Source organism: Elusimicrobium simillimum (assembly GCF_049639735.1).
Lineage (GTDB): Bacteria > Elusimicrobiota > Elusimicrobia > Elusimicrobiales > Elusimicrobiaceae > Elusimicrobium > Elusimicrobium simillimum.
Genome location: NZ_JBEVVA010000003.1, coordinates 1,038,370 through 1,058,208, shown reverse-complemented (window position 1 = coordinate 1,058,208; position 19,839 = coordinate 1,038,370). Strand labels below are relative to the sequence as shown.

General features: G+C 42.3%; 18 protein-coding genes, 2 tRNA genes and 2 pseudogenes. 8 read left to right on the top strand and 14 right to left on the bottom strand.

All coding sequences use genetic code 11. The annotated features are described in order from the left end of the window. From efp to AAIR98_RS05780, 6 genes are all read right to left on the bottom strand, one after another. Positions 1-561 (bottom strand): elongation factor P, encoded by a 561-nt coding sequence (gene efp, locus AAIR98_RS05805; RefSeq protein WP_423971256.1) that lies wholly within the window; start codon positions 559-561, stop codon positions 1-3. Positions 562-589: 28 nt separating this feature from the next. Continuing rightward, complete coding sequence (locus AAIR98_RS05800; RefSeq protein ID WP_423971255.1) at positions 590-1,630, bottom strand: M24 family metallopeptidase; 1,041 nt, start codon at positions 1,628-1,630, stop codon at positions 590-592. Position 1,631: 1 nt separating this feature from the next. Continuing rightward, a complete protein-coding gene (locus AAIR98_RS05795; RefSeq protein ID WP_423971254.1) occupies positions 1,632-2,681 on the bottom strand; it encodes a M24 family metallopeptidase in 1,050 nt (349 codons plus the stop codon). Between the two features lie 108 nt (positions 2,682-2,789). Next, positions 2,790-3,320: a L,D-transpeptidase family protein gene (locus tag AAIR98_RS05790; protein WP_423971253.1), complete on the bottom strand. Its 531-nt coding sequence runs from the start codon at positions 3,318-3,320 to the stop codon at positions 2,790-2,792. Between the two features lie 5 nt (positions 3,321-3,325). Next, positions 3,326-3,859 (bottom strand): bifunctional pyr operon transcriptional regulator/uracil phosphoribosyltransferase PyrR, encoded by a 534-nt coding sequence (gene pyrR / locus AAIR98_RS05785; protein ID WP_423971252.1) that lies wholly within the window; start codon positions 3,857-3,859, stop codon positions 3,326-3,328. A gap of 12 nt (positions 3,860-3,871) precedes the next feature. Next, the gene (locus AAIR98_RS05780) at positions 3,872-4,381 is read right to left on the bottom strand and encodes a hypothetical protein (RefSeq protein ID WP_423971251.1); all 510 of its coding nucleotides are present in this window, start codon (positions 4,379-4,381) and stop codon (positions 3,872-3,874) included. 392 nt (positions 4,382-4,773) lie between these two features. On the opposite strand from AAIR98_RS05780, the gene AAIR98_RS05775 reads away from it, so the two are divergent. After that, the gene (locus AAIR98_RS05775; RefSeq protein WP_423971250.1) at positions 4,774-5,400 is read left to right on the top strand and encodes a hypothetical protein; all 627 of its coding nucleotides are present in this window, start codon (positions 4,774-4,776) and stop codon (positions 5,398-5,400) included. A gap of 450 nt (positions 5,401-5,850) precedes the next feature. Here the strand turns inward: AAIR98_RS05775 and tig are convergent, their stop codons facing one another. The 3 genes from tig to AAIR98_RS05760 form a co-directional block, all read right to left on the bottom strand. Further along, the gene (tig, locus tag AAIR98_RS05770; RefSeq protein ID WP_423971249.1) at positions 5,851-7,125 is read right to left on the bottom strand and encodes a trigger factor; all 1,275 of its coding nucleotides are present in this window, start codon (positions 7,123-7,125) and stop codon (positions 5,851-5,853) included. Between the two features lie 24 nt (positions 7,126-7,149). Then, positions 7,150-7,231: transfer RNA gene (locus AAIR98_RS05765), tRNA-Leu, on the bottom strand. A gap of 66 nt (positions 7,232-7,297) precedes the next feature. Then, a tRNA-Lys gene (locus AAIR98_RS05760) sits at positions 7,298-7,370 on the bottom strand. Positions 7,371-7,469: 99 nt separating this feature from the next. Between AAIR98_RS05760 and AAIR98_RS05755 the strand changes: the two genes are divergently transcribed. The 4 genes from AAIR98_RS05755 to AAIR98_RS05740 all read left to right on the top strand — a co-directional run bounded on the left by AAIR98_RS05755 (position 7,470) and on the right by AAIR98_RS05740 (position 11,109). Next, positions 7,470-9,215, top strand: coding sequence for a DUF885 family protein (locus tag AAIR98_RS05755; protein WP_423971248.1), 1,746 nt, complete (start codon positions 7,470-7,472; stop codon positions 9,213-9,215). Positions 9,216-9,294: 79 nt separating this feature from the next. Next, a complete protein-coding gene (locus AAIR98_RS05750) occupies positions 9,295-9,795 on the top strand; it encodes a type IV pilin protein (protein ID WP_423971247.1) in 501 nt (166 codons plus the stop codon). Positions 9,796-9,820: 25 nt separating this feature from the next. Further along, on the top strand, positions 9,821-10,336 hold the full coding sequence (locus AAIR98_RS05745; RefSeq protein ID WP_423971246.1) for a type IV pilin protein: 516 nt from the start codon (positions 9,821-9,823) through the stop codon (positions 10,334-10,336). Positions 10,337-10,614: 278 nt separating this feature from the next. Then, entirely contained in the window at positions 10,615-11,109 is a 495-nt protein-coding gene (locus AAIR98_RS05740; RefSeq protein ID WP_423971245.1) for a type IV pilin protein, read from the top strand. A 58-nt stretch (positions 11,110-11,167) separates the two neighbouring features. Here AAIR98_RS05740 and AAIR98_RS05735 read toward each other — a convergent pair whose 3' ends face one another. From AAIR98_RS05735 to proB, 3 genes and pseudogenes are all read right to left on the bottom strand, one after another. Next, positions 11,168-11,956 carry a pyrroline-5-carboxylate reductase family protein gene (locus AAIR98_RS05735; protein WP_423971244.1) on the bottom strand — a complete coding sequence of 263 codons (789 nt, stop codon included), beginning with the start codon at positions 11,954-11,956 and terminating at the stop codon, positions 11,168-11,170. Between the two features lie 8 nt (positions 11,957-11,964). After that, positions 11,965-13,223 (bottom strand): annotated as a pseudogene (locus AAIR98_RS05730) (glutamate-5-semialdehyde dehydrogenase). Further along, complete coding sequence (proB, locus tag AAIR98_RS05725; protein WP_423971243.1) at positions 13,213-14,028, bottom strand: glutamate 5-kinase; 816 nt, start codon at positions 14,026-14,028, stop codon at positions 13,213-13,215. The pseudogene AAIR98_RS05730 and the gene proB overlap by 11 nt, the downstream one beginning before the upstream one ends. Positions 14,029-14,226: 198 nt before the next feature. Between proB and AAIR98_RS05720 the strand changes: the two are divergent. From AAIR98_RS05720 to AAIR98_RS05710, 3 genes and pseudogenes are all read left to right on the top strand, one after another. Then, positions 14,227-15,356, top strand: a pseudogene (locus tag AAIR98_RS05720) (acetate kinase); the annotation flags it as partial. 367 nt (positions 15,357-15,723) lie between these two features. Continuing rightward, positions 15,724-16,701 (top strand): hypothetical protein, encoded by a 978-nt coding sequence (locus tag AAIR98_RS05715; protein ID WP_423971242.1) that lies wholly within the window; start codon positions 15,724-15,726, stop codon positions 16,699-16,701. A gap of 83 nt (positions 16,702-16,784) precedes the next feature. Beyond that, entirely contained in the window at positions 16,785-17,315 is a 531-nt protein-coding gene (locus AAIR98_RS05710; RefSeq protein ID WP_423971241.1) for a type IV pilin protein, read from the top strand. Between the two features lie 59 nt (positions 17,316-17,374). On the opposite strand, the gene AAIR98_RS05705 is transcribed toward AAIR98_RS05710, so the two are convergent. Continuing rightward, positions 17,375-18,856, bottom strand: a complete 1,482-nt coding sequence (locus AAIR98_RS05705) for a TM0106 family RecB-like putative nuclease (RefSeq protein WP_423971240.1) — start codon at positions 18,854-18,856, stop codon at positions 17,375-17,377. Between the two features lie 59 nt (positions 18,857-18,915). Further along, positions 18,916-19,833 carry an ankyrin repeat domain-containing protein gene (locus tag AAIR98_RS05700; RefSeq protein ID WP_423971239.1) on the bottom strand — a complete coding sequence of 306 codons (918 nt, stop codon included), beginning with the start codon at positions 19,831-19,833 and terminating at the stop codon, positions 18,916-18,918. Positions 19,834-19,839 lie beyond the last annotated feature (6 nt).

Sequence of the window (19,839 nt, the reverse complement as noted above, 5' to 3'; positions counted from 1 at the left end):
TTACGCTCTTTCTACGTATGTGCCGTAACGGGTGTCTATAATTACTTTGTCGCCCTCGTTAATAAATAACGGCACTTTTATAATTTTACCCGTTTCAAGTTCCGCTTCTTTAGTTAAGTTAGACACTGTGTCCCCTTTTACGCCGGGCACGGTTGACTTAATGGAAAGCGTTACTTTTATGGGCAGTACAATATTAAAAAGCTGGTCGTTAATATAAAGGCCTATAACTTCCATATTGTCTATTAAAAAATCTTTTTGGTCGGCAAGTTTTTCAAGCGGTACGGCAACCTGTTCAAAAGAATCGTTATTCATAAAATGCGCCATGCCCCCCTCTGTGTAGAGGTAGGCAAACGGGCGTTTTTCCACAGAAACTTCTTTAAACTTATCTTCCGGTCTGTAAGAGGTTTCAATGTATGTGCCGCTGTCTAATTTTCTCACTTTTACTCTTATTACCGCTCTGGCCTGGCTTTTGCGGTGGTGTTGGTAGTCTATAATTTCTACAATTTCACCGTTTTCGTTTTCAAAAATCAAGCCTTCTTTAAAATCACCTGTCGTTATCATTGTTACTCCTTTACGTTCCTAAGAACCTTTATTTTTTTGTTAAAACAGCAACACCCTTACCAGTTAAAGATACAGTGTCTTCAAGTCTTACGCCAAATTTGCCCGGTATATAAATGCCAGGCTCCACGCTAAACACGTGGCCCGCTTTAAGCACTTCATCCTCATTGGCGGGTGAAAGGGCCGGGGCCTCATGTATATCCATACCCACGCCGTGGCCCGTGCTGTGTATAAACGGCCCGTAACCCGCGGCCTCCACTATATCACGGCAAATTTTGTCGGCTTTTCTGGCAAGCATACCTGTTTTAATACCTTTAAGGCCGGCCTTTTTAGCTTTATCTACTATGTTCCAGATTTTCTTATATTCCGCCGGGGCGTTTTTACCATGCCACCATGAGCGGGTAATATCTGAACAATAGCCTTTGTATATACAGCCAAAATCCATTAAAACAGCGTCTTCAGCTTTAAGCTTTGTATCGTCGGCGGCGTGGTGGGCGTTGGCTGAGTTAGCGCCAAAGCAGACTATGTTTCTAAAGGCGTTTTCTCTCGCGCCGGCGCGTTTCATGTAAGATTCTAACATAGAAACTACTTCCAGCTCCGTCATGCCTGTTTTAATAAGCGGTTTAACGTGCTCAAAAGCTTTGTAAGCTATTTGGCAGGATTTACGCATAATTTTAATTTCAGCTTCCGACTTAATTTTTCTTACCTCAGCGGTCACGCCGCTTGCCGCCACAACGCGTACAATAGCAAGCGCACTGCCAAAGGCGTAGGTTTCTTTATTTTTATCAAAAACTAAATGTTTAAGCTTTGCTTTTTTTAAGTAATACACGCAGGATTCTAACGGCGTGGTTTCAGACAAAATTACATTAGCCTGGGGTACAGACTCTTTAATAGCGTGGTAACCCATGGCGCGGGCAAAAATGACAATACCGTCTTTACTTACCAGCATTACATTCCTCTCCGTGGGCTGGCAGGGGTAACCTGTAAAATACTCAATATCAGCCACGTCCGTGGTGACATAGCCCGTATAAGGGGCAATTGATTTGATGAAACTGCTAATCTTATTTTTCATACTATTTATCCGTTAAAATAATGCCGCCGGTTTTGTTTATAACAACACTGTCTTCCAACCTGACGCCGAATTTACCCGGCAAATATACGCCGGGCTCTACTGATATTACATTGTTTTGCACAAATTTACCCGTATTGGTGGATTCAACATTAGGCAGTTCATGCACTTCTATACCGATGCCGTGGCCCGTGCGGTGTATAAAATACTCACCGTAGCCTGCTTTTGTAATTACGCCTCTGGGCACCAGGTCCAAATCTTTACCGGTTATACCGGGGCGCGCGTTTTTTACGCCCGCGGCGCGGGCTTTGTCTACTATATGCCACACTTTTTTATATTCTTCTGTAGGTTTGCTGCCGTACCACCAGCTGCGCGTGATATCAGAGCAATAGTCTTTGTATAAAGCGCCCATGTCTATAAGCACCGGCATTTCTTTTTTAAGTTTAGTATCCCCGGGAAGGTGGTGCGTGTTGTTAGAGTTTACGCCAAAAGCAACTATTGTGCGAAAGCTTACCCTTGTAGCGCCTATTGTTTTTACATATCTTTCCACTTCGGCCGCTACCTGTGACTCGGTTAAGCCGGGTTTAAGATATTTTTTGATGTGTTCGTAGGTTTTATAAATTATGCGGCCGGCCTCGCGCATGTTGGCAAGTTCTGTTTTTGTTTTAACTTCACGCATTTTACCTACGGTAAAGGCGTTGGGTTTAAATTTGGCTTTTTCAAATATTTTGCCGTCCAAATAAAATGTTTTTGCGGCGTTAAAAGCCACTTTTTTTATTTTAAGTTTTTTGGCCTGCGCTGCGGCGGCTTTAGGGAAGTTTAAATCTTTTGGTGAAGAGGTGTGCATGAAAGGGGCGTAATTGCTAAGTTCCAGCACGTAAAGGTCGCGCGTAAAGCAGTAAATTTCTTTTTGTGTGATTAAAAGGGCGGCTTCTTCCGGGGAAAAGTGGAAACCTGTTAAGTAAAGCTGTTCTACATAGTCAGTTATAACGTAACCGTCAAGACCGTTCTTTTTAAGCTGCTTTTGGAATAAATGCAAATTCTCTGTATTCATATACACCTCGCGTAATATATATACAGTTTACTAATTTTGAGACAATTTTACTTGAGGTTTTTACAGGTTTTACAGCCTGTTTGGATAAGGTATAAAAAACAGCGTTTATCAGGGCTTAATTTCTATGGGGGTGCCTACTGCGGTGCGGGCGTAAATCTCGTCAATTTCCTCGTTAGTTACGGCTATGCAGCCAAGCGTCCAGTCAACTTCCGCGTGCGCTTTGCCAATGTAACCGTAGGTTTTGCCTATACCGTGTATTTTAATGTCGCCGCCGGGGCTTTTACCAAGTTTTTTGGCGGCCGCGCGGTCTTTATCATTTGGGTAAGAAACGCCAAGGTTCTTATGGTATAAACTGCCCGGGTTTTTACCGTCAACTTTATACTTACCCTCCGGCGTTTTACCGTCGCCTTTAACTTGCTTGTGCCCCACGGGGTTGGGGCCGAGGGCCACCTTGTAGGTTTTAAGCAGTTTACCGTCAGAATACACATTCATTTTGCGTTCGTTTTTTAATATTTCTATTTTATCAATAACAACATCTTTACCAAGTATAACCTCAGGTTCCGCCGCCGTCTGCGCGAATAAAAAAGACGCGGCCGCCAAAGATATTGAAGCAAATAAAATAAAAGCAAACTTTTTCATGTTATTTATTCCACCGTATGCAGCATTACATTGTCTTCGCCGTCATTTTCTGTTAAATGCACGTGGACAACCTGGTTTTTTGCGGTAGGCAAAATATCGCCTGCGTAATCAGCCGCTACAGGTATTTCGTGGTGCCCGCGGTCAATAACAACTGCAAGCTCTATAGCTCCGGGTTTACCTGTTTTAAGCAGAGCGTTTAAAGCGGTAAGCAAAGTGCGGCCCGTATAAAGAACATCGTCCACCAGTACTATTGTTTTGCCTTCCATATCAAAGTTAATATCGCAGCCGTTAAGCACGGGGTTGTCGGCAACCTGGCTGAGGTCGTCACAGTAAAGCTTTATGTCAAGCTCGCCGTAAAGCGCTTTTTTGCCAAGTATTTTATGTATTTTTTCGTTAAGGCGTTTAGCTATAAAAATGCCGCGGCGTTTAATGCCCACAAGCGCCAGATGCTCATTATGGGCGTGGCGTTCCACAATATGCGCGGCCATTTTATCAAGCATTAGGTCTAAATTTTGCGCGTCCGCTATTAACTGTTCCATAAAATCCCCTGTTTATTGAAATTTGATACTGCTAAATATTCTTCTGGCCACAATGGCGTTTAACTGGCTGTGGTCCGCGTAGGTTTTAATTTGCATTAATTCATCATCCTTCTGGCAGGTGAGAAAGCGCATTACCGTTTCTGTCTTATTATTAAACTCATACTTGCACGGCACACCGTCCACCTCAACCTCTTTGCCTTGTATTTTAGCTAGCGCGCCGGCCTTTTTAGAATACTCATAAACAAGCTTAAAGTTGTTGGCCTGTTCTATATAAACATAGTCCACTACTGTTTTGGATTTTTCGCCGTAGGGCTTAGTAACGGCAAAAGGCGTTTCACAGCTTATTCCCCCCGCGAAAGCCTGCCTGGCCCACTCCGGTTTTACAAGAGAAGTTGTTTTGGTAAAAGTCTCTTTTTTTGTTTCTTTATTAGCGCAGGCGGTTAACAGCAGTACGCCCGCGACGGCAAGTATAAATAATCCCTCCGCCTTTGCTGTGCTACGGCGTGATTTAAAATTTTTCATAAGCACCTCTATTTTTACTTTATACCTAAAACCCTGCTTTTATATATCCAGATTATTATATAAAAATATGAAAAATAAAAAATTATCTAATTTCAAACACTACAACAAGGCGTTTTTGCCGTTAATTTTTGTAAAAAAATGCCGACGCGGATGAGGAAGGTTTAAATTGTGCATAGCAACCTCTTTTTTATCCCATATATCAACGTTCTCATTTTAAGAAAGATACACTATCTTTTATACTACGAAATAATTTCATTAATTTTACCACATTACGCCAAAATATATTATATTGTAAAAACACCTCTAAAAAATTTAGTTGATAATTATAGTGTGATTTACTTGACAATGTTGATGTTTTTTGTATAGACTAATGAATAATCATAGGAGAATATATGAAAAAATTAACCTTGCTCTTTATCGCTTTTTTAACTGTTTCCAGTTTACATGCGGAGATACTTATTGACAGTGGATATATATATTCTGAAAACACATCAAATAGAACTATATATGCACATAGCAGGAATTTTAACTCTTTAGCAGAAAAACTTGGCAGTGAAGCTCATATTGATCCCACCAATATACCCTTAGATGCTCCTACTTACCAAGATACAATGCATTTGATTATTGAGCCATCTCTAGGAATTGATACATGTTATATTCCTATTGAATGGACGATAAAAGCTTTAAAACTGCCCGCAGGTACAGAAACCAGACTAATTCCCGCTTCCATTTCAGCTGGTAGAAGCGCCGCCACCAAAAAAACTAAAAAAACTGCAAAAATTATCCAATGCCCGCATGAGGTGAGTGTGAGTATAAATGCATCTTCAGAATATTCAGTACAAAAACATCTTAATAATTCTCCTAGAATAGACTCGTCTATCAAACTGGCATTTAGATTTTACATACCCGGAAAAGGTGACAAAACCCTAAACTGCGACATTATATTAAATTCCTTTAGCAGTGATGATGCATACTATAAATCTAGCTGCACAAATGGCATTAGCACAATTCCGGAATAAGGTTCTAAAAATTACATAATAATTAAATACATTAATAAACCTGAAGAACGCGCGGTATTATATTCCGCGCGTTTTTTGTATGCCTCTGCCCTCCGCTAGGGGAGTGGTTTTATAAAGGTTATCCCGGTAAATAAAAACAGATTATTTTAAAATAGTGTAATAAAAGATCCTGAGAAAGGTTAGGAGTGCAAAGAGCGTTTATCCAAGCACACTGCATGCGCGGTAATGTTAATTCCCCAGGCGTAGCCGGGGGATTTTTACGCAATAAAAACAGGGGCGGATTTTCATCCGCCCCCTGAGGTTAAAAACTAATAGCTTATCTAAGTATAACTTAAAACGGCCTTAGTTTTTAAGAGTGTTTTAATTTATCTTGCCCGCCCAACGTTGCGCGTAGAACCTTCTGCTCCCGGCCCAACAACGTTTACAAGGCAAATTGCCTTTGAGCAAGCGCTAAGAAACAGCTTTTTCTTTTAAGAAGTCAAATACTTTTCTTTCCGTTAATGTCGCTAACACGTGGTCTTTGCGGTCGGTAAAGAAAGATTTTATTCTTTTTTCTTCTTTTTTATCGTTTTCAGCTAAAGATTTATCAAGCTCGGCCTGCCAATCAGCGTCGGTAGCTTCAAGCGCTTCTTTTTTAGCGATAGCATGCACAATGTAGCCTATTCTGAGGTCTTTTTCAACATTGGGTCTCATTCTTTCGGCTAAATCCTTTTTCTGTTCAGGTGTAATGCCTGAGGCCGCGCCGCCATAGCGCTGTAAGAAAGATTCCACGCTGTTGCCAAGCTGTTCTTCTACCAAACCTTTGGGCAGGTCGATATTATTCTTTTCAACCAGCTGGTTTTCAATCTGGGTAACAACGTCTCTCTCCGCGCCGGCTTTGGCGTCGTGGCTCATGGTTTCTTTTACTTTAGCTTTTAAAGCGTCTATTGTGTCAAAACCCATGTCTTTGGCAAAAGCTTCGTCTAACGCGGGTGCGATTTTCTTTTTTACTTCCTGCACGGTTACTTTAAAGGTAACTTCGTCATCGCCTACTTTATTTTTAAATTCTTTTACATCGCCTTTTTTAGCGCCTTTAATAGCGTCCGCCAAGCCTTCAACCGTCTGCGGAGTGGACATGTCTATAAGTTCGCTGTCGGCGGAAAGTTTAAAATCTTTTTCGCCGTTTTTAATAGCGTCGTAACCTACTACGGCAAAGCTGTCTGCTTTAACCGTGGCGTCAGCGTCATCTTCAAGGCGGGAATTGTGTTCAAGTATTTCCGCTATTCTGGCGTCCACTTCGGCATCTGTTACGGTTTCGGCCTTTTTGGTTATTTTCATGCCGGTGTAGTCTTTAGGTTCAAATTCAGGGGCGATTTCAACTAAGCATTCAAAGGAAAACGGTTTGTTTTCTTCAAGCGTATTAAAATCAGCTTTAGTAAGAGTAGGCACGGTAACCGGGTTCAAGTTTTCAGATTCAAGAGCCTGGGCAACGCTGGCGCGGATAACAAAATCTATAGCTCTTTCCTTAATATGCGAGGGGAAGTTTTGTTTAACAAGAGCCAGCGGCACTTTACCGGCGCGGAAGCCCTGCATCTGGGCGCGGCTTTGCACCTGTACGGTGGCGTCTTCAAAACATTTGTTTACAAGCTTGGCGTCCGCTTCTATGGATAATTTAATCTCGCAGCCTTCTTTGCTTACAATTTTGGCTTTTACTTCTTTAGCGTCAGCCTTTGTGAAAATAGACATTTTTTTGTCTCCTATTAAGGTAAATGGACGGAGAGGGACTTGAACCCTCAAGGATTGCTCCATACGGTCCTAAGCCGTACGCGTATACCAATTCCGCCATCCGTCCTACTCTTTTGTTTTAGATTAATAATCCTACCCGGTTAAAGAAGGTAGGATTTTTTAAATTTAGATATGGGCTATACAGGGTTCGAACCTGTGACCTTACGCTTAAGAGGCGTCTGCTCTACCAGCTGAGCTAATAGCCCGTTTCAGATAATTTATTATAGCAAATCAACACTGCTTTTGTAAAACTTACTAAAATTTGCCATAATCTAAGTATGAAAATATTACCTTTGGGGATTATTATGAAAAAACTATATATTATTATGGCGTTAATGTTATGCGCCGTTTGCGTTCCCGCCCAGACTTTGGATAAAGAAATTAACAGTCTTATGGGCAAGTACGCGTTGTTTGAAGTTACAAATTCTTATTTTACCATGCTGGATTCTCTTTACCCTGAGCAAGCCACAAGAGCGGGGTTGGAAACATCGGGGCTGCAGCTTAATGACCGCACCACCAAAACAGATGAAAAAAGACGCGAGGCCCTTGCCGATATAAAAAATATGATAGGTAAGGTAAAATATAAAAAACTTACCCCGGCCGAAAAAATAGATTATGAAATTATCAGACGTTCCGTTGATTACGAAAACTACCTTTTAAACAAAAACCTTAATTCCACCAGCCCCATGTACTACTTAGAAGCGCAGGACGCCGTGTATGACCTGCTGCTTAAAAAAATTAACTCGCTGCGCCAATTTAAAGACGTGCAGCCCCGCCTTGCCATGCTTCCCGATACCTTTATAGACGGGGTTACCAATATTAAAACGGTTGATAAGCAAGAAGCCGCGCTTGCGGTTAACAAAGCTTACGCCGCTTTTATGTCAATGTCAGACTACCAGAACTTCCTTAGAAAAAACGCGGATGACGCCATAGACCGCGCCCGCTTGGACAGAATAATGGCGGAAGAATCCGCCGCGCTGCGCCAATTTTTTAACTATATTAAAGCGCTTGAAAAAACGGCCAAGCCGACAAAAAAGAACGATGCGGAGTATAGAATATTGCTTAAAAATAAACTTCATATTGACAAGCCGCTCTCGGACCTTAATAAAATGACAGAAGCCGCTTTAGCAAAATCTAAAAATAATTTTGCCATTATGATAAAAGCTTTCACAGGTAAAGACGCCGTTAAAATAAGTGATTTTTATACACTTGCCGCCAAAAACAACACAGCGCCAAAATACGAACGCCTGCTTACCACGATAGGCGATGAAATTGAAAACGCCAACAAAGCCCTTAACGCCGTTTTGCCGGGGTCTGAAATGAAGGTATTTGTTAACCACATGCCTAAATACCCGTCATTTTTAAACCCGTCGTTTTTGTTCCTCCCCCCTTACGGCGTGGAGCATAACCTTATAGGCACACTCTTTATATATACGCCTAATAACGCCAAAGAAAGAAACGCGCATATTAAAAGAAATTTTAATATGTCGCGCATTAAACTGCTGGTAACAGAATCTGTTGTACCGGGCAGACAAATGTTCTACTCTTATTCTTATGAAACCAAACCTATACGCCGCGTGCTTTCATCAGACGCTATGGTGGACGGCTGGGCCGCCTACGCTAAACATTTGGCGTATGAAACAGGTTATCTTAATACAAAAGACGACGCCCTTTTACTTGCTTATGATGATTATGTCAGGGCGGTGGTAGCGCTGGCGGATATCAAGTTTAATACAAATGAACTTGATTATGATGAAACGGTGCTTTTCTTAAACTCACAAGGTTTGGATAAAGAAGACGCCGAACGCTACACAAAACACATTGCTTTTAAACCCGGCCAAAAAGTGGCGGAACTGGTTGCGTTTGAGGAAATTAAAGCCCAGCGTAAAAAGTTTGAGAACCTGTTTGGCGAAACATTCAGCCTGCCACGCTTCCACGACAAATTGTTTGCAATAGGCAAAGTGCCCGTGCACATGCTGGGGGCGGAGCTGGAGCAGGACTATAAGAAGGACAGAGCCGCCGGGTTGTATATGCCCAAAGCTGATTTGTAGTGATAAAAACTCCCTTGTAAAAAGGGAGTTTTTGTTTATACTTGGTATAAGTATATAAATGTATACATAGGGGATGCTTATGAAAAAAGGTTTTACTCTTATCGAGCTTCTCGTTGTGGTCTTAATTATCGGGATACTGGCGGCCATTGCGCTGCCTCAGTATACTAAAGCTGTGGAAAAGTCCCGCCTGGTGGAAGCGGCTATAATATTAAAAAATCTTAAAGATTCTTTTGACAGGCAGGTTTTGGCCGAGGGCTCATTCCCCGCTACAGCCCCTGTTATAACGGACTTGGACATAGACGTTCCGGGCACTTATTCCTCCACAGACAACAGCATTAGCGGTAAAAATTTTATGTATGGTATAACTTGCTCAGGCACCGTGTGTATGGTAGCCGCTACAAAAAGCACTACTGATGTTAGTAAAAGATATTTGATAGGGTTTGATATATCTTCAGACGGAAGTTTTACTAGATTTTGCGGCCAATGTCCTGAAAATACCTCTACAACTTGCAAGATAGCTAAAGATGTGGGGTTTGACACCGTCAAAAATATAACAGCTTGCAGAGCAGGCCGGCCATAAAGTTATAAGGTTTAAAGGAGAGTTTATGAAAATTTTTCAACGCCGCAGCATAATAAACGCGGCGGGTTTTACTCTTATCGAACTTCTTGTTGTAGTATTAATTATAGGTATACTGGCGGCCATCGCGCTGCCGCAGTATACCAAAGCGGTGGAAAAGTCCCGCATGGCGGAAGCCGCCATAGTTATTAAAAATCTTGGTGACTCTCTTGAGAGATATATACTGGCAGAAGGCGCTTTTCCCACTAAAAGTCCTCTTATAACAGATCTTGATATAGATATACCGGGCACATTCACTGAAGAAATAACATTAAACACTATTAAAGGTAAAAATTTTTATTATTCAGTATCATGCACCTCCGCCTGGTGTTATGTAAGCGCAAGTAAGCGCGATAAAGACGCTAAATTACAATACACTTTAAGCATGCAAATATTTTCAGACGGTTCCGCACCCTCAAAAGCATGCGGATATTGCGGGAAAAATCTTTGCCCTATAGCAAAAGATGTCGGATTTACAGACACAAGAAAAATTATCTGCATATAAAATACTGACTTTAGCAGGCAATATAATCTTTTTTTAACTGTTACCCTAAACGGGGTGGCTAAAACCTGCTCTAAATACCCGGAAAATAAAGTTGACGTTTGTAAAATGGCCCGCGGCATAGGGTTTGATAACGAAGTAAAAGTCACATGTTCAAGCGGCGGCAGAGGCTGAACCGCTAGCGTAATATATAAAACTAAAAATAAAAAAATCCCCTTTCTAAGGGGATTTTTTATACAATAAATTAATCTAAAAATATTTTTTTATCACAGGAGAATAATATGAGAAAGGGTTTTACATTAATAGAACTTTTGGTAGTTGTTTTAATTATAGGCATATTGGCGGCCATAGCATTACCGCAGTATACCAAAGCGGTGGAAAAGTCAAGAATGAGCGAGGCTAACATTCTGCTTAAAAATATGAAAGACGCCATGGAAAGATACAATTTAACCCACGGCAAGCCGTCTACTGCGCCCACATTTGACGATTTGGACATAGACCTTCCCGGCACGTCCTCAAACAACAATAAAACAAAGGAAACCAAAAACTTTAAATATTCCTTATATTGCGAGTCCGCCTACTGCGCCGTAATGGCAGACAGAAATACATATAATGGCAACTCAACAAAAGGGTACTCTCTTGGTATAGAAATGCGAGACAACCAGGAAGACCTTAAATATTGCGTCCAGTGCTCACAAAATAATATTAAGTCCTGCACAACGGCAAAAGATTTTGGCTATGGAAAAAACACAGAAGTAGCTTTAATGTGTGAATAATATTAATAATATACAAAAGCCCCCGCGTTGCGGGGGCTTTTGTTGTATACAGATATATTTACTTAAATCTGTTTTTTGCGGCGTCTGCCGCTTTTTTTACCAGTTTATCAAGCGCGTTACCTTTAGCCAAAGTATCCAACGCGGCCTGCGTGCTGCCGCCGGGTGTGGCTATGCTCTTATTTAACTGCCCTGGCGTTAAGCCTGACTCTTTTAACAAAGCCGCCGCCCCGCGTAAAACCTGGCCGGCGATATGTGCCGAAAGCTTAGAATCAAAACCATAGCTTACAGCCGCCTTTTCTAACGCTATTGTAAAAGCGTAAACATAAGCGGTGCTGGAACCCGCCACAGCTATAATCTTGTTAATACCCGCCTCTGTTTTAAGCCACAGCGTAAGGCCAGAGTGTTTAAACAGCTCATTACACAGCTTTTTTTGCGCCGCTGTAACGTTTTTAGCGGCGTAAAGCCCCGTTACCCCCTCTCCCACGGATATGGGCAAATTGGGCATAGCGCGTACAACAGCGGTAGTTTTACCAAACGTCTTATGAAAATCCGCAATGGTTTTACCCGCAGCTATAGACAACGCCAAACCGCCTTTTTTAAGCAAATGTTTGGTTTCTTTAGCAACGTCATCAACTATCACAGGTTTAACTGCGTATATAATTAAATCCGGTTGATAATTTTTGGGTAAGGCGGCAATATTATTAAAAACTTTAACCCCTTTAACTTTGGTTTTAAGCGGGCTTGGTTTTACTATTGTAATACTGCCTGCTTTTATATTTTTGTTTAAAAGCATAGACTGCAAAAGCGCAAAGCCCATCTCACCACAGCCCATCATTAAAATGTTCATATTTTCTCCTAAACTCTTGTTTTTCCGTCGGAACGTACTTTATATTTAAACGTGCACAATTGTTCCAACCCTACGGGGCCGCGCGCGTGCAGGCGGCCTGTGGCTATGCCTATTTCCGCGCCCATGCCAAACTCCCCCCGTCGCAAAACTGTGTGGAGGTGTTGTGCATTACCACCGCGCTGTCAACGGTGTTTAAAAAGAGTTCCGCCGCCGCCGCGTCTTCCGCAATAATAGCTTCTGTATGGGACGAGCTGTGCGCCGCTATATGCCTTATAGCATCCTCTACACCTAAAACTATTTTGGCTGATATAATAGAATCCAAATATTCTGTGTCCCAGTCTTCCTTTACGGCAGGTTTTAGGCCGGGCATTAAAGCTAAAATATTTTCATCCGCTCTTATTTCGCACCCGGCGTCTTTTAACTTTGTAAGCAGGTTAATGGTATTTTCTTTACCATAACCCGTATCTATCAAAAGCGTTTCCGTAGCGCCGCATATTGAGGTGCGCCTCATTTTGGCGTTTATCACAACATTCTCAGCCATATCAGGCTTTGCCGAAGCGTGCACGTAAGTATGGCAAATACCGTTAAGATGTTTAAATGTGGGAATAGCGCTTTGCGATACCTTTTCCACTAAACTTTTGCCGCCGCGCGGGATAATAACGTCGATATACTTAGTTTGCCTTAACAGTTCGTCCACCGCCTCTCTTTCTTTAAGCGGTATAAGCTGCACACAGTCTTTACTAAGCCCCGCCTGTTCCAGGCCGTATTGCAGGCATTTTACTATCTCTTGGCAGGAATTCAAACTATCCGCCCCGCCGCGTAAAATAACGGGATTGCCTGATTTTAGGCATAGCGCCCCGGCGTCCGCCGCCACATTGGGGCGGGACTCAAAAATTACGCCTATAACGCCAAGCGGCACCGCTACACGCTCAATCTTAAGACCGTTCGCGCTCACATCCCATTGGGCCAATGTTCTGCCCACAGGGTCCGGCAAAGCGGCAATATCTTTTAACGCTTTTGCTATTGCCAGCACTCGGTCTTCATTAAGAGTAAGCCTCTCTTTAAAAGACACGGGACTATCGGCAGGCAAAGCGGCCAAGTCCGCCTGGTTAGCGGTTAAAATTTGTTTTATTTTTGATTTTATTGCGTCAGCAGCGGCAATAAGAGCCTGGTTCTTTTGGGCGGAAGACGCAGCCGCAAGGGCCGGCGCGCATGCGCGCGCGGCTACCGCAATACCTGTAACAGTCTGCGCTATTTTATCTGACATCCTTTCCTCCCGCTTTAGTAAACCATGTACACTTTTCCCCATTTTTTAACCTGCGTAAGGGGTAAGGTTGCGCACCGCACGCTATTACCATATCGCATTCAAAGGCCAGGCATAGTTTGGCGGCGTCAAGTTTGCTTTTCATGCCGCCTGTGCCAAGGGCTGATTTACTAGTACCCGCCATAAGTTCAATTTCAGGCGTAACTTCTTTTACCAAAGGTATAAATTTTGCTTTTTTGTTCTCTTTAGGGTCAGCCGTATACAGGCCGTCTATGTCGGAAAGTAAAACTAAAATATCCGCGCATGTCATTTGCGCTACTATGGCGGCAAGGTAGTCATTATCGCCAAATTTTATTTCTTCAGTTGATACGGTGTCGTTCTCATTGATTATTGCCACAACACCCATTTGAAGTAAGCTTCTTAAGGTGCTTTCTGCGTTTTTATAAGTTACGGGGTTTATTGCGTTATCACGGGTGAGCAGCACCTGGCCCGTTTTTATTTTTTTAATTTTTAAAATTTGCCTGTAAAGTTCGCATAATTTTATTTGGCCCACAGCGGCGGCGGCCTGCTTTTGCGCCAGCGTAAGCTTTTGCGTGCCAAGGCCGAGTATCGTCCTGCCAAGCGCTATTGAACCAGAGGATACTATAACAGCCCTTTTGCCCTCTTCATACAAATCACGTATATCCTGGGCGAGGGAGTCCATCCAATCCGTCCTTATTTCCCCGTCCGCCCCTACAATTAGTGACGAACCGACCTTAAAAACAACAATATCGGCGTTTTTTATTAATTTTTTTGATAAATTTTTCATAGCCCTTAATCCTGAAGTGATAGTATATTTTAGCAATATAAGAGAGTTTTTAAGCGTAAAAAAAGTACCTACACGCAAATTTTTTACTTGTGCCAATATGATATAATATTAGTGTTTTGAGCAAAAAATTTTGAGTAAAAATACCAATTTTTGTTGTTCCACAACTGAAGTGTTCAAATACTTAGGAGAAATAGTTAAATGATAATATTGTTTTTAAACTGCGGCAGTTCATCTGTACGCTACAGCGTTTATGACTGGGCAAAAAAAGAAAGCTTGGCGGCAGGCCTTGTAGAAAGGGTAACTATGGAAGGCGGCGTTATTACGCACGAGCGCCCGGGCAAAGATAAAGTTGAAATCAAACAAGAATGCAAAACCCACAAAGAAGCCGTTAAACTTGTGGTAGACACTCTTACCAGCGCAGAGTACGGCGTAATTAAAGACGTTTCAGTAATAAGCGCGGTAGGCCACCGCATAGTGCACGGCGGCAAGTTTGCCAAGTCTGTAGTAGTGGACGACGCAGTAATGAAAGAACTTAGAGAAATTTCTGATTTAGCCCCCTGCACAACCCCGCACACATTATGGGTATTGAGGCCGCGCAGGAAATTATACCGGGCGTAAAAAACATCTGCGTTATGGACACAGCTTTCCACCAGACAATGCCTGAGCATGTTTACAGGTACGCTTTGCCCTATGAATGGAGCGAAGACCTTAAGGTAAGAAGATACGGCTTTCACGGCACATCAGTTTTATATTGCGCCAAACGCGCGGCTGTACTGCTTGGCAAAAAGCCCAGCGAAGTTAACGTTATAGTCTGTCACATAGGCAACGGCGCCAGCGTAACGGCCGTTAAAGACGGTAAATGTTTTGACACCAGCATGGGCCTTACCCCGCTTGAAGGTTTAATTATGGGCACACGCTGCGGCGATATTGACCCGTCAATCTGCTTTTACGTAATGGAAAAAACAGGCATGCAGCCCGCCGAAATGTACAATACGCTTAACAAAAAGTCAGGCGTGCTGGCCGTATCAGGCATAAGCGCAGACAGACGCGATATTGAAATAGCGGCTGAAAAGGGCGACGCCAGAGCGCAGCTTGCCATAGACATGGAATCTTACCACATTAAAAAATACATAGGCGCGTACGCCGCCGCTTTAGGCAGAGTGGACGCCGTTATATGGACAGCGGGCGTAGGCGAACGCGGCCCTATTATAAGAGAGATAGCCCTTAAAGATATGCAGTACATGGGCCTGGAATATGACCATGACAGAAACTTCAGCGCGGTTACCAAAAACGCAGAGTCATGCATAACAACGGACTCTTCTAAGGTAAAATCTTTTGTTATTCCTACGGACGAAGAATTAGTTGGTGTGGAAGACATTGTGGCCATACTTGAAAACCGCTACGACGTTTATACAAAATACACCTATATCTTTGAAGATAAAAACTACCGCAACAAACTTAGAGACGAGTCTTTTGCCAAAGAAGTAGTTAAAAAACCCTTCCTTTTAAAAGCCGCCGTTAATGTACCGCAGAGCATAAAAGAATTGGTTAAATAAGTTTATTTACAAAAACCTCCAAGGGCAAATCCTTGGAGGTTTTTTATTTGACCCAAAAGACCCAGACGCGTATAGGCCTTTGGGCCCTTGCCGCTCTTTATAAAGAAAGTTAAAATTTATATATAAATAGGAGAAGAAAATGAAAAGATTTTTTGTAATAGCCGTACTCATAACCCCGTTTCTTGCCCAGGCGCAGCTGCCCCAAGTACCCGCGCTTAAAGCAAAATACGCCCAAATGGCCGCCACAGAGGAACAATTAAACCAAAAGCTGCAACAGGCCGTTATAAATAAAGACGCAGAGGAAGCTGAGCGGCTGATATCACTTTTCCCCGGTTTAGACGTAAACGCGAAGCTGGACACTTTTGGTGAATTAAAATTTATGGGCAAACAAACCGCCATGCATGCCGTGCCCTTAATGCACGTTGCCATTTATAATAATGACCCTTTAACCTTAAAGGCTCTCACAAAAAGCAGACATTTTAATGCCAGGCAAAGTGCCACTATACCCTTTATAAAATTTAACCCTATTTCCCCCCTTTACCTGGCGGGGGAACGCTGTTATAAATGCTTAGACATAATTTTAGACAGGCAGGATTTGCCGCCCTCTTCTTTTTTAACGCCAAACAACACCCCTGTCACGCTTTCTTTTATACATAACCCCGACGGCGTGTTGGAACGCATGCTAAAGCACCGGTCATTTAGCGGCAAGCTTTTAAACCGCTCCGGCGCTATGGGCAATACGCTGCTTATACAGGTAATACGCTACAGGCTTTTTGACACATTGGAAATATTGCTAAAAGATAAAAGATTAGATTTTGCCCAGGCCAACACATTAACAGACGCGGAGCCCATATTATACGTACTAAACTATACATTGGCCGGGGACACGTATAAAGCATTGGAAATTATTTTAAATTCTAAAGTAAAGTTAGATTTAAACAAAAAATACGGCGGTAAAACTATAAAAGAAATTTTACAGCAAAAAGACTACCAGGCCCGCTATGACCTGGCCGCCACCACCCAAGGCCCCGCCGCCGAGGAATTTTTAGCCGGGCAGGCGGACACCTACTTCAAATGTGTTCAATTGTTAGAAAAACACTTAATTTCTTCCAAATAAAAAACTCCCCGCGTAAACTGCGGGGAGTTTTTTTGTTATATTTTTATTATAATTTAAATTAAGAAACAATTTAGGAGTGTAATATGAAAAATTTTAAATTATGCTGTAGCATAGCGAAGGCAGAAGGTTTTACTCTGGTGGAAATGCTGGTTGTGGTTTTAATTATAGCCATTTTATCAGGCATAGCGGTGCCTAATTACCTCAAATCAGTTGATAAAGCAAGAGCGGCGGAAATATTTATAACCGTGCGCGCGCTTGAAGAAGCTAACTACAGATATTACTTAGAAAATAAAAAACGCACGGACGATATAAACAAGCTTGATATAGAACTGCCTGACTCGGAAAGAAACGGCTGCTCCACCAGCGGTGTTAAAACGTCCACTTATAAAGTGGGCAACTACTGCTATTATATCAGCACCCATAGTGACGCGTTCTTTAAAAACCGCGTACTGGGCTTTGACATTAAAGGCGAAACAAACGTGCTTATGATAAGAGACGGTAAAAAATACTGCGTAGACTGGCAGACTGCGGGCGGCAGAGATTTCTGTATAAATACCCTCGGCGGAAAGGAAGTTAAAAAAATAAACACCAACTATATTTACGAAGTTAACTAAAAATATAATACAAAAAGCCCCGGCTAACGCCGGGGCTTTTTAGTTTATAAAAATAATAGCTAAGGCACTATAACTTCAGCCTCTCTAAGTTTATTTTCAAGGTAAAGCATGGCCACACAGTCGTCCTCGTTATACATAAGCACCTTATCTATAAGTTCCTGGTTGCCTGTTTTAACCCAGTTAACATAATGCACCATGCTGTCCATAGCGCCGCAGTCGCCCTGCCTCCAGCTAAAACCAAACGCCGGGGCCGCCGCTTTTAAAGATAAACTGGGCGAGGGCAGGTAAAAAGCCTTGGCTATAAGCACTTTAAGGTCCAGGCACATATCGGCCAAAGCGTTAAGCTTAGCGGCAATAGCGGGGTATTTAGAGGCCAAAGAACGCATTTTCTTTACCTCATACTCAGTCCAGTGGTAAAGGATAGTATCTTCAGGTTCTTTGATATAATCAAAAAAGTCGGCAAAAATCTTTTCCTCTTCATCTTTATTTTTGGCAACAAAGCTTACAAATTTATCTTCTTCCTCATCCCACAGGCCTATAAGGTAGATAAAACTTTCATTATCTTTAGTAAATGTTTCGGTAGCTTCAAAGTCAAAGTAAAGATTGTGCTTTTTCTTGATAGGCGGAAAAATACCGGCCTCTTTAAGCACTGGTTTATTATGCAGGTAAGCCACAGAAGTATAGTATGTCTCGGTAGCCCAAGGGTCTTCTAAAATTGTGCGCAGCGTGGCCAGGTCAGACTTGGCTACGTCATCGGTATTTTTAAAACCCGCTTCTTTAAGATAATCGCGCATATTTGGGCTTAGGTGCGGCAGCATTAGCAAGCTTTTGCTTTCAGACACAACTTTGTTTGCGTACACGCGCCACGGCGAACCGGCGGCTTTAGGCGGCTTATGCGCCTCCGGCACAAAAGAACCGTCTTTTATTGTGCGCCATATTGCAAGTTCCCCCTCCAAACGTTCTGAGAGGAAAATGCAGTTAATATCCGCTTCTTTACCGTTTAAAACAACTTTGGCGTACGGCGGAAAAACGCCCTGTATACGCCATAAAATTTTGTTAACAAGCGTTACCTGCAGCGAGTAATGTTCTTTAATATCATGCGCTCTTTTAAGCTGTACTATTTTGTAGTGGTAAGCGCCAAACTCGCTTTGCCCGCCGTTAACTTTAACCAGCAGGTTAGCGCTGCCGTATACGTTATCAGGCAAATCCCACAATACCGCGCCCGCAATCGCATCCGCGCCGTCAGCCATAGCTTGTAAGGTAAGTTTAAAGCGTTCCGCTTCATCGCGTGAGCGTATTACAACAGTGTTGGGGTAGTGCTGGGATATCCAACTGTCTTTATTGGTACGGTCTGTGCGTACTTTAAGGTTTTCGTAGCGGTTAATTTCGTGCACGGCCTCGGCCGCCGGGGCGTGGTAATCACACCACATGCCAAAGGGATCTTCTAATAAAGAATACATTTTGGAAGCGTTAAAATCTTGTTTTTCGTCAGGCGTACGTCCGGCGGAAAATGTGTTAAAAAGTGTTTCTGCTAATGTCATTAATTATATTTTATAATATTTGGCATATAAAAACCCGCGTATTAATACGCGGGTTAAATTTAGCGGGCGCCGTTTTCTTTTAAATAGTTTATAATCTCGGGGTAATTATGCTTTTGCGCAAACTCAAGCGCTGTTGTGTCATTGTGCCCGTGCTTGGCGTTAACATCCGCGCCGTGCTCAACTAAATATTTAACAGCCTCCAAGTTGCCGTCTGTAACGGCAAAAGCCAACGGTTTATAAACGCCAAAGTTAATATCCGCCCCGTTTTCAACAAGATATTTAAGCAAAGGCATATTCCTGTGAAGCACCACAAAAACTAATGGCGAAAAATCTGTACCGTCATCTTCTTCCTTATATGTAAAAGTAACGGTGAAATCCCCGTAAGAGGCTTTAATTTCCTTTTCCGCTTCAGCCTTTTGTTGCGCTATAAGACCGTAAAGGTATTTGGCTATAGCGGCATTATTATCCGCGGCGGCTAAATAAAGCGGCGTAAAATGCGGGTATAAAAACTGAAATACATCGGCCATAACACCCCTTTCTACAAAATCAGTGGTTACGTTAAAATTGTATTTTTTTATAGCCAGCCAAATATATTTGCTGTCATTAGCGTTACCGCCGCGGCTGTCTATAATAAAATCTTTATTAAGCGTATGCAAAAGCTCAAATTTTTGCATAGATTCTTCCGGGTCAACAGCCGCTTCATATATGCCCTCATCGGCTACAAAATATGAATAAATCTCTTCCTCGTACTCCGGGTTTACGGGGGTTAAGATAAGGTCGTTAGCGCTTTCAAGCGTATACTTAACATCCGCGCCTTTTTCTACCAGATATTTAACATTGGTAAGATTACCGTTTTTAACTTCTTCTAAAAGAAGCAGGTTAATATCTTTATCTTTTATATCTACAGTAGGCTTGTTTTTACAGGCAAAGCCAAACAGTACAACACTAATTAAAAATACAACTATTATTATTCTCATGGGAAC

Excerpts from the sequence above, each read along its gene's own strand:
- AAIR98_RS05780 (WP_423971251.1), bottom strand. The coding sequence starts at position 4,381 with ATGAAAAATTTTAAATCACGCCGTAGCACAGCAAAGGCGGAGGGATTA.
- tig (WP_423971249.1), bottom strand. The coding sequence starts at position 7,125 with ATGTCTATTTTCACAAAGGCTGACGCTAAAGAAGTAAAAGCCAAAATT.
- AAIR98_RS05705 (WP_423971240.1), bottom strand. The coding sequence starts at position 18,856 with ATGACATTAGCAGAAACACTTTTTAACACATTTTCCGCCGGACGTACG.
- AAIR98_RS05795 (WP_423971254.1), bottom strand. The coding sequence starts at position 2,681 with ATGAATACAGAGAATTTGCATTTATTCCAAAAGCAGCTTAAAAAGAAC.
- AAIR98_RS05750 (WP_423971247.1), top strand. The coding sequence starts at position 9,295 with ATGAAAAAAGGTTTTACTCTTATCGAGCTTCTCGTTGTGGTCTTAATT.
- proB (WP_423971243.1), bottom strand. The coding sequence starts at position 14,028 with ATGAAAAATTTATCAAAAAAATTAATAAAAAACGCCGATATTGTTGTT.
- efp (WP_423971256.1), bottom strand. The coding sequence starts at position 561 with ATGATAACGACAGGTGATTTTAAAGAAGGCTTGATTTTTGAAAACGAA.
- pyrR (WP_423971252.1), bottom strand. The coding sequence starts at position 3,859 with ATGGAACAGTTAATAGCGGACGCGCAAAATTTAGACCTAATGCTTGAT.
- AAIR98_RS05735 (WP_423971244.1), bottom strand. The coding sequence starts at position 11,956 with ATGAACATTTTAATGATGGGCTGTGGTGAGATGGGCTTTGCGCTTTTG.
- AAIR98_RS05745 (WP_423971246.1), top strand. The coding sequence starts at position 9,821 with ATGAAAATTTTTCAACGCCGCAGCATAATAAACGCGGCGGGTTTTACT.
- AAIR98_RS05755 (WP_423971248.1), top strand. The coding sequence starts at position 7,470 with ATGAAAAAACTATATATTATTATGGCGTTAATGTTATGCGCCGTTTGC.
- AAIR98_RS05700 (WP_423971239.1), bottom strand. The coding sequence starts at position 19,833 with ATGAGAATAATAATAGTTGTATTTTTAATTAGTGTTGTACTGTTTGGC.
- AAIR98_RS05715 (WP_423971242.1), top strand. The coding sequence starts at position 15,724 with ATGAAAAGATTTTTTGTAATAGCCGTACTCATAACCCCGTTTCTTGCC.
- AAIR98_RS05800 (WP_423971255.1), bottom strand. The coding sequence starts at position 1,630 with ATGAAAAATAAGATTAGCAGTTTCATCAAATCAATTGCCCCTTATACG.
- AAIR98_RS05775 (WP_423971250.1), top strand. The coding sequence starts at position 4,774 with ATGAAAAAATTAACCTTGCTCTTTATCGCTTTTTTAACTGTTTCCAGT.
- AAIR98_RS05740 (WP_423971245.1), top strand. The coding sequence starts at position 10,615 with ATGAGAAAGGGTTTTACATTAATAGAACTTTTGGTAGTTGTTTTAATT.
- AAIR98_RS05710 (WP_423971241.1), top strand. The coding sequence starts at position 16,785 with ATGAAAAATTTTAAATTATGCTGTAGCATAGCGAAGGCAGAAGGTTTT.
- AAIR98_RS05790 (WP_423971253.1), bottom strand. The coding sequence starts at position 3,320 with ATGAAAAAGTTTGCTTTTATTTTATTTGCTTCAATATCTTTGGCGGCC.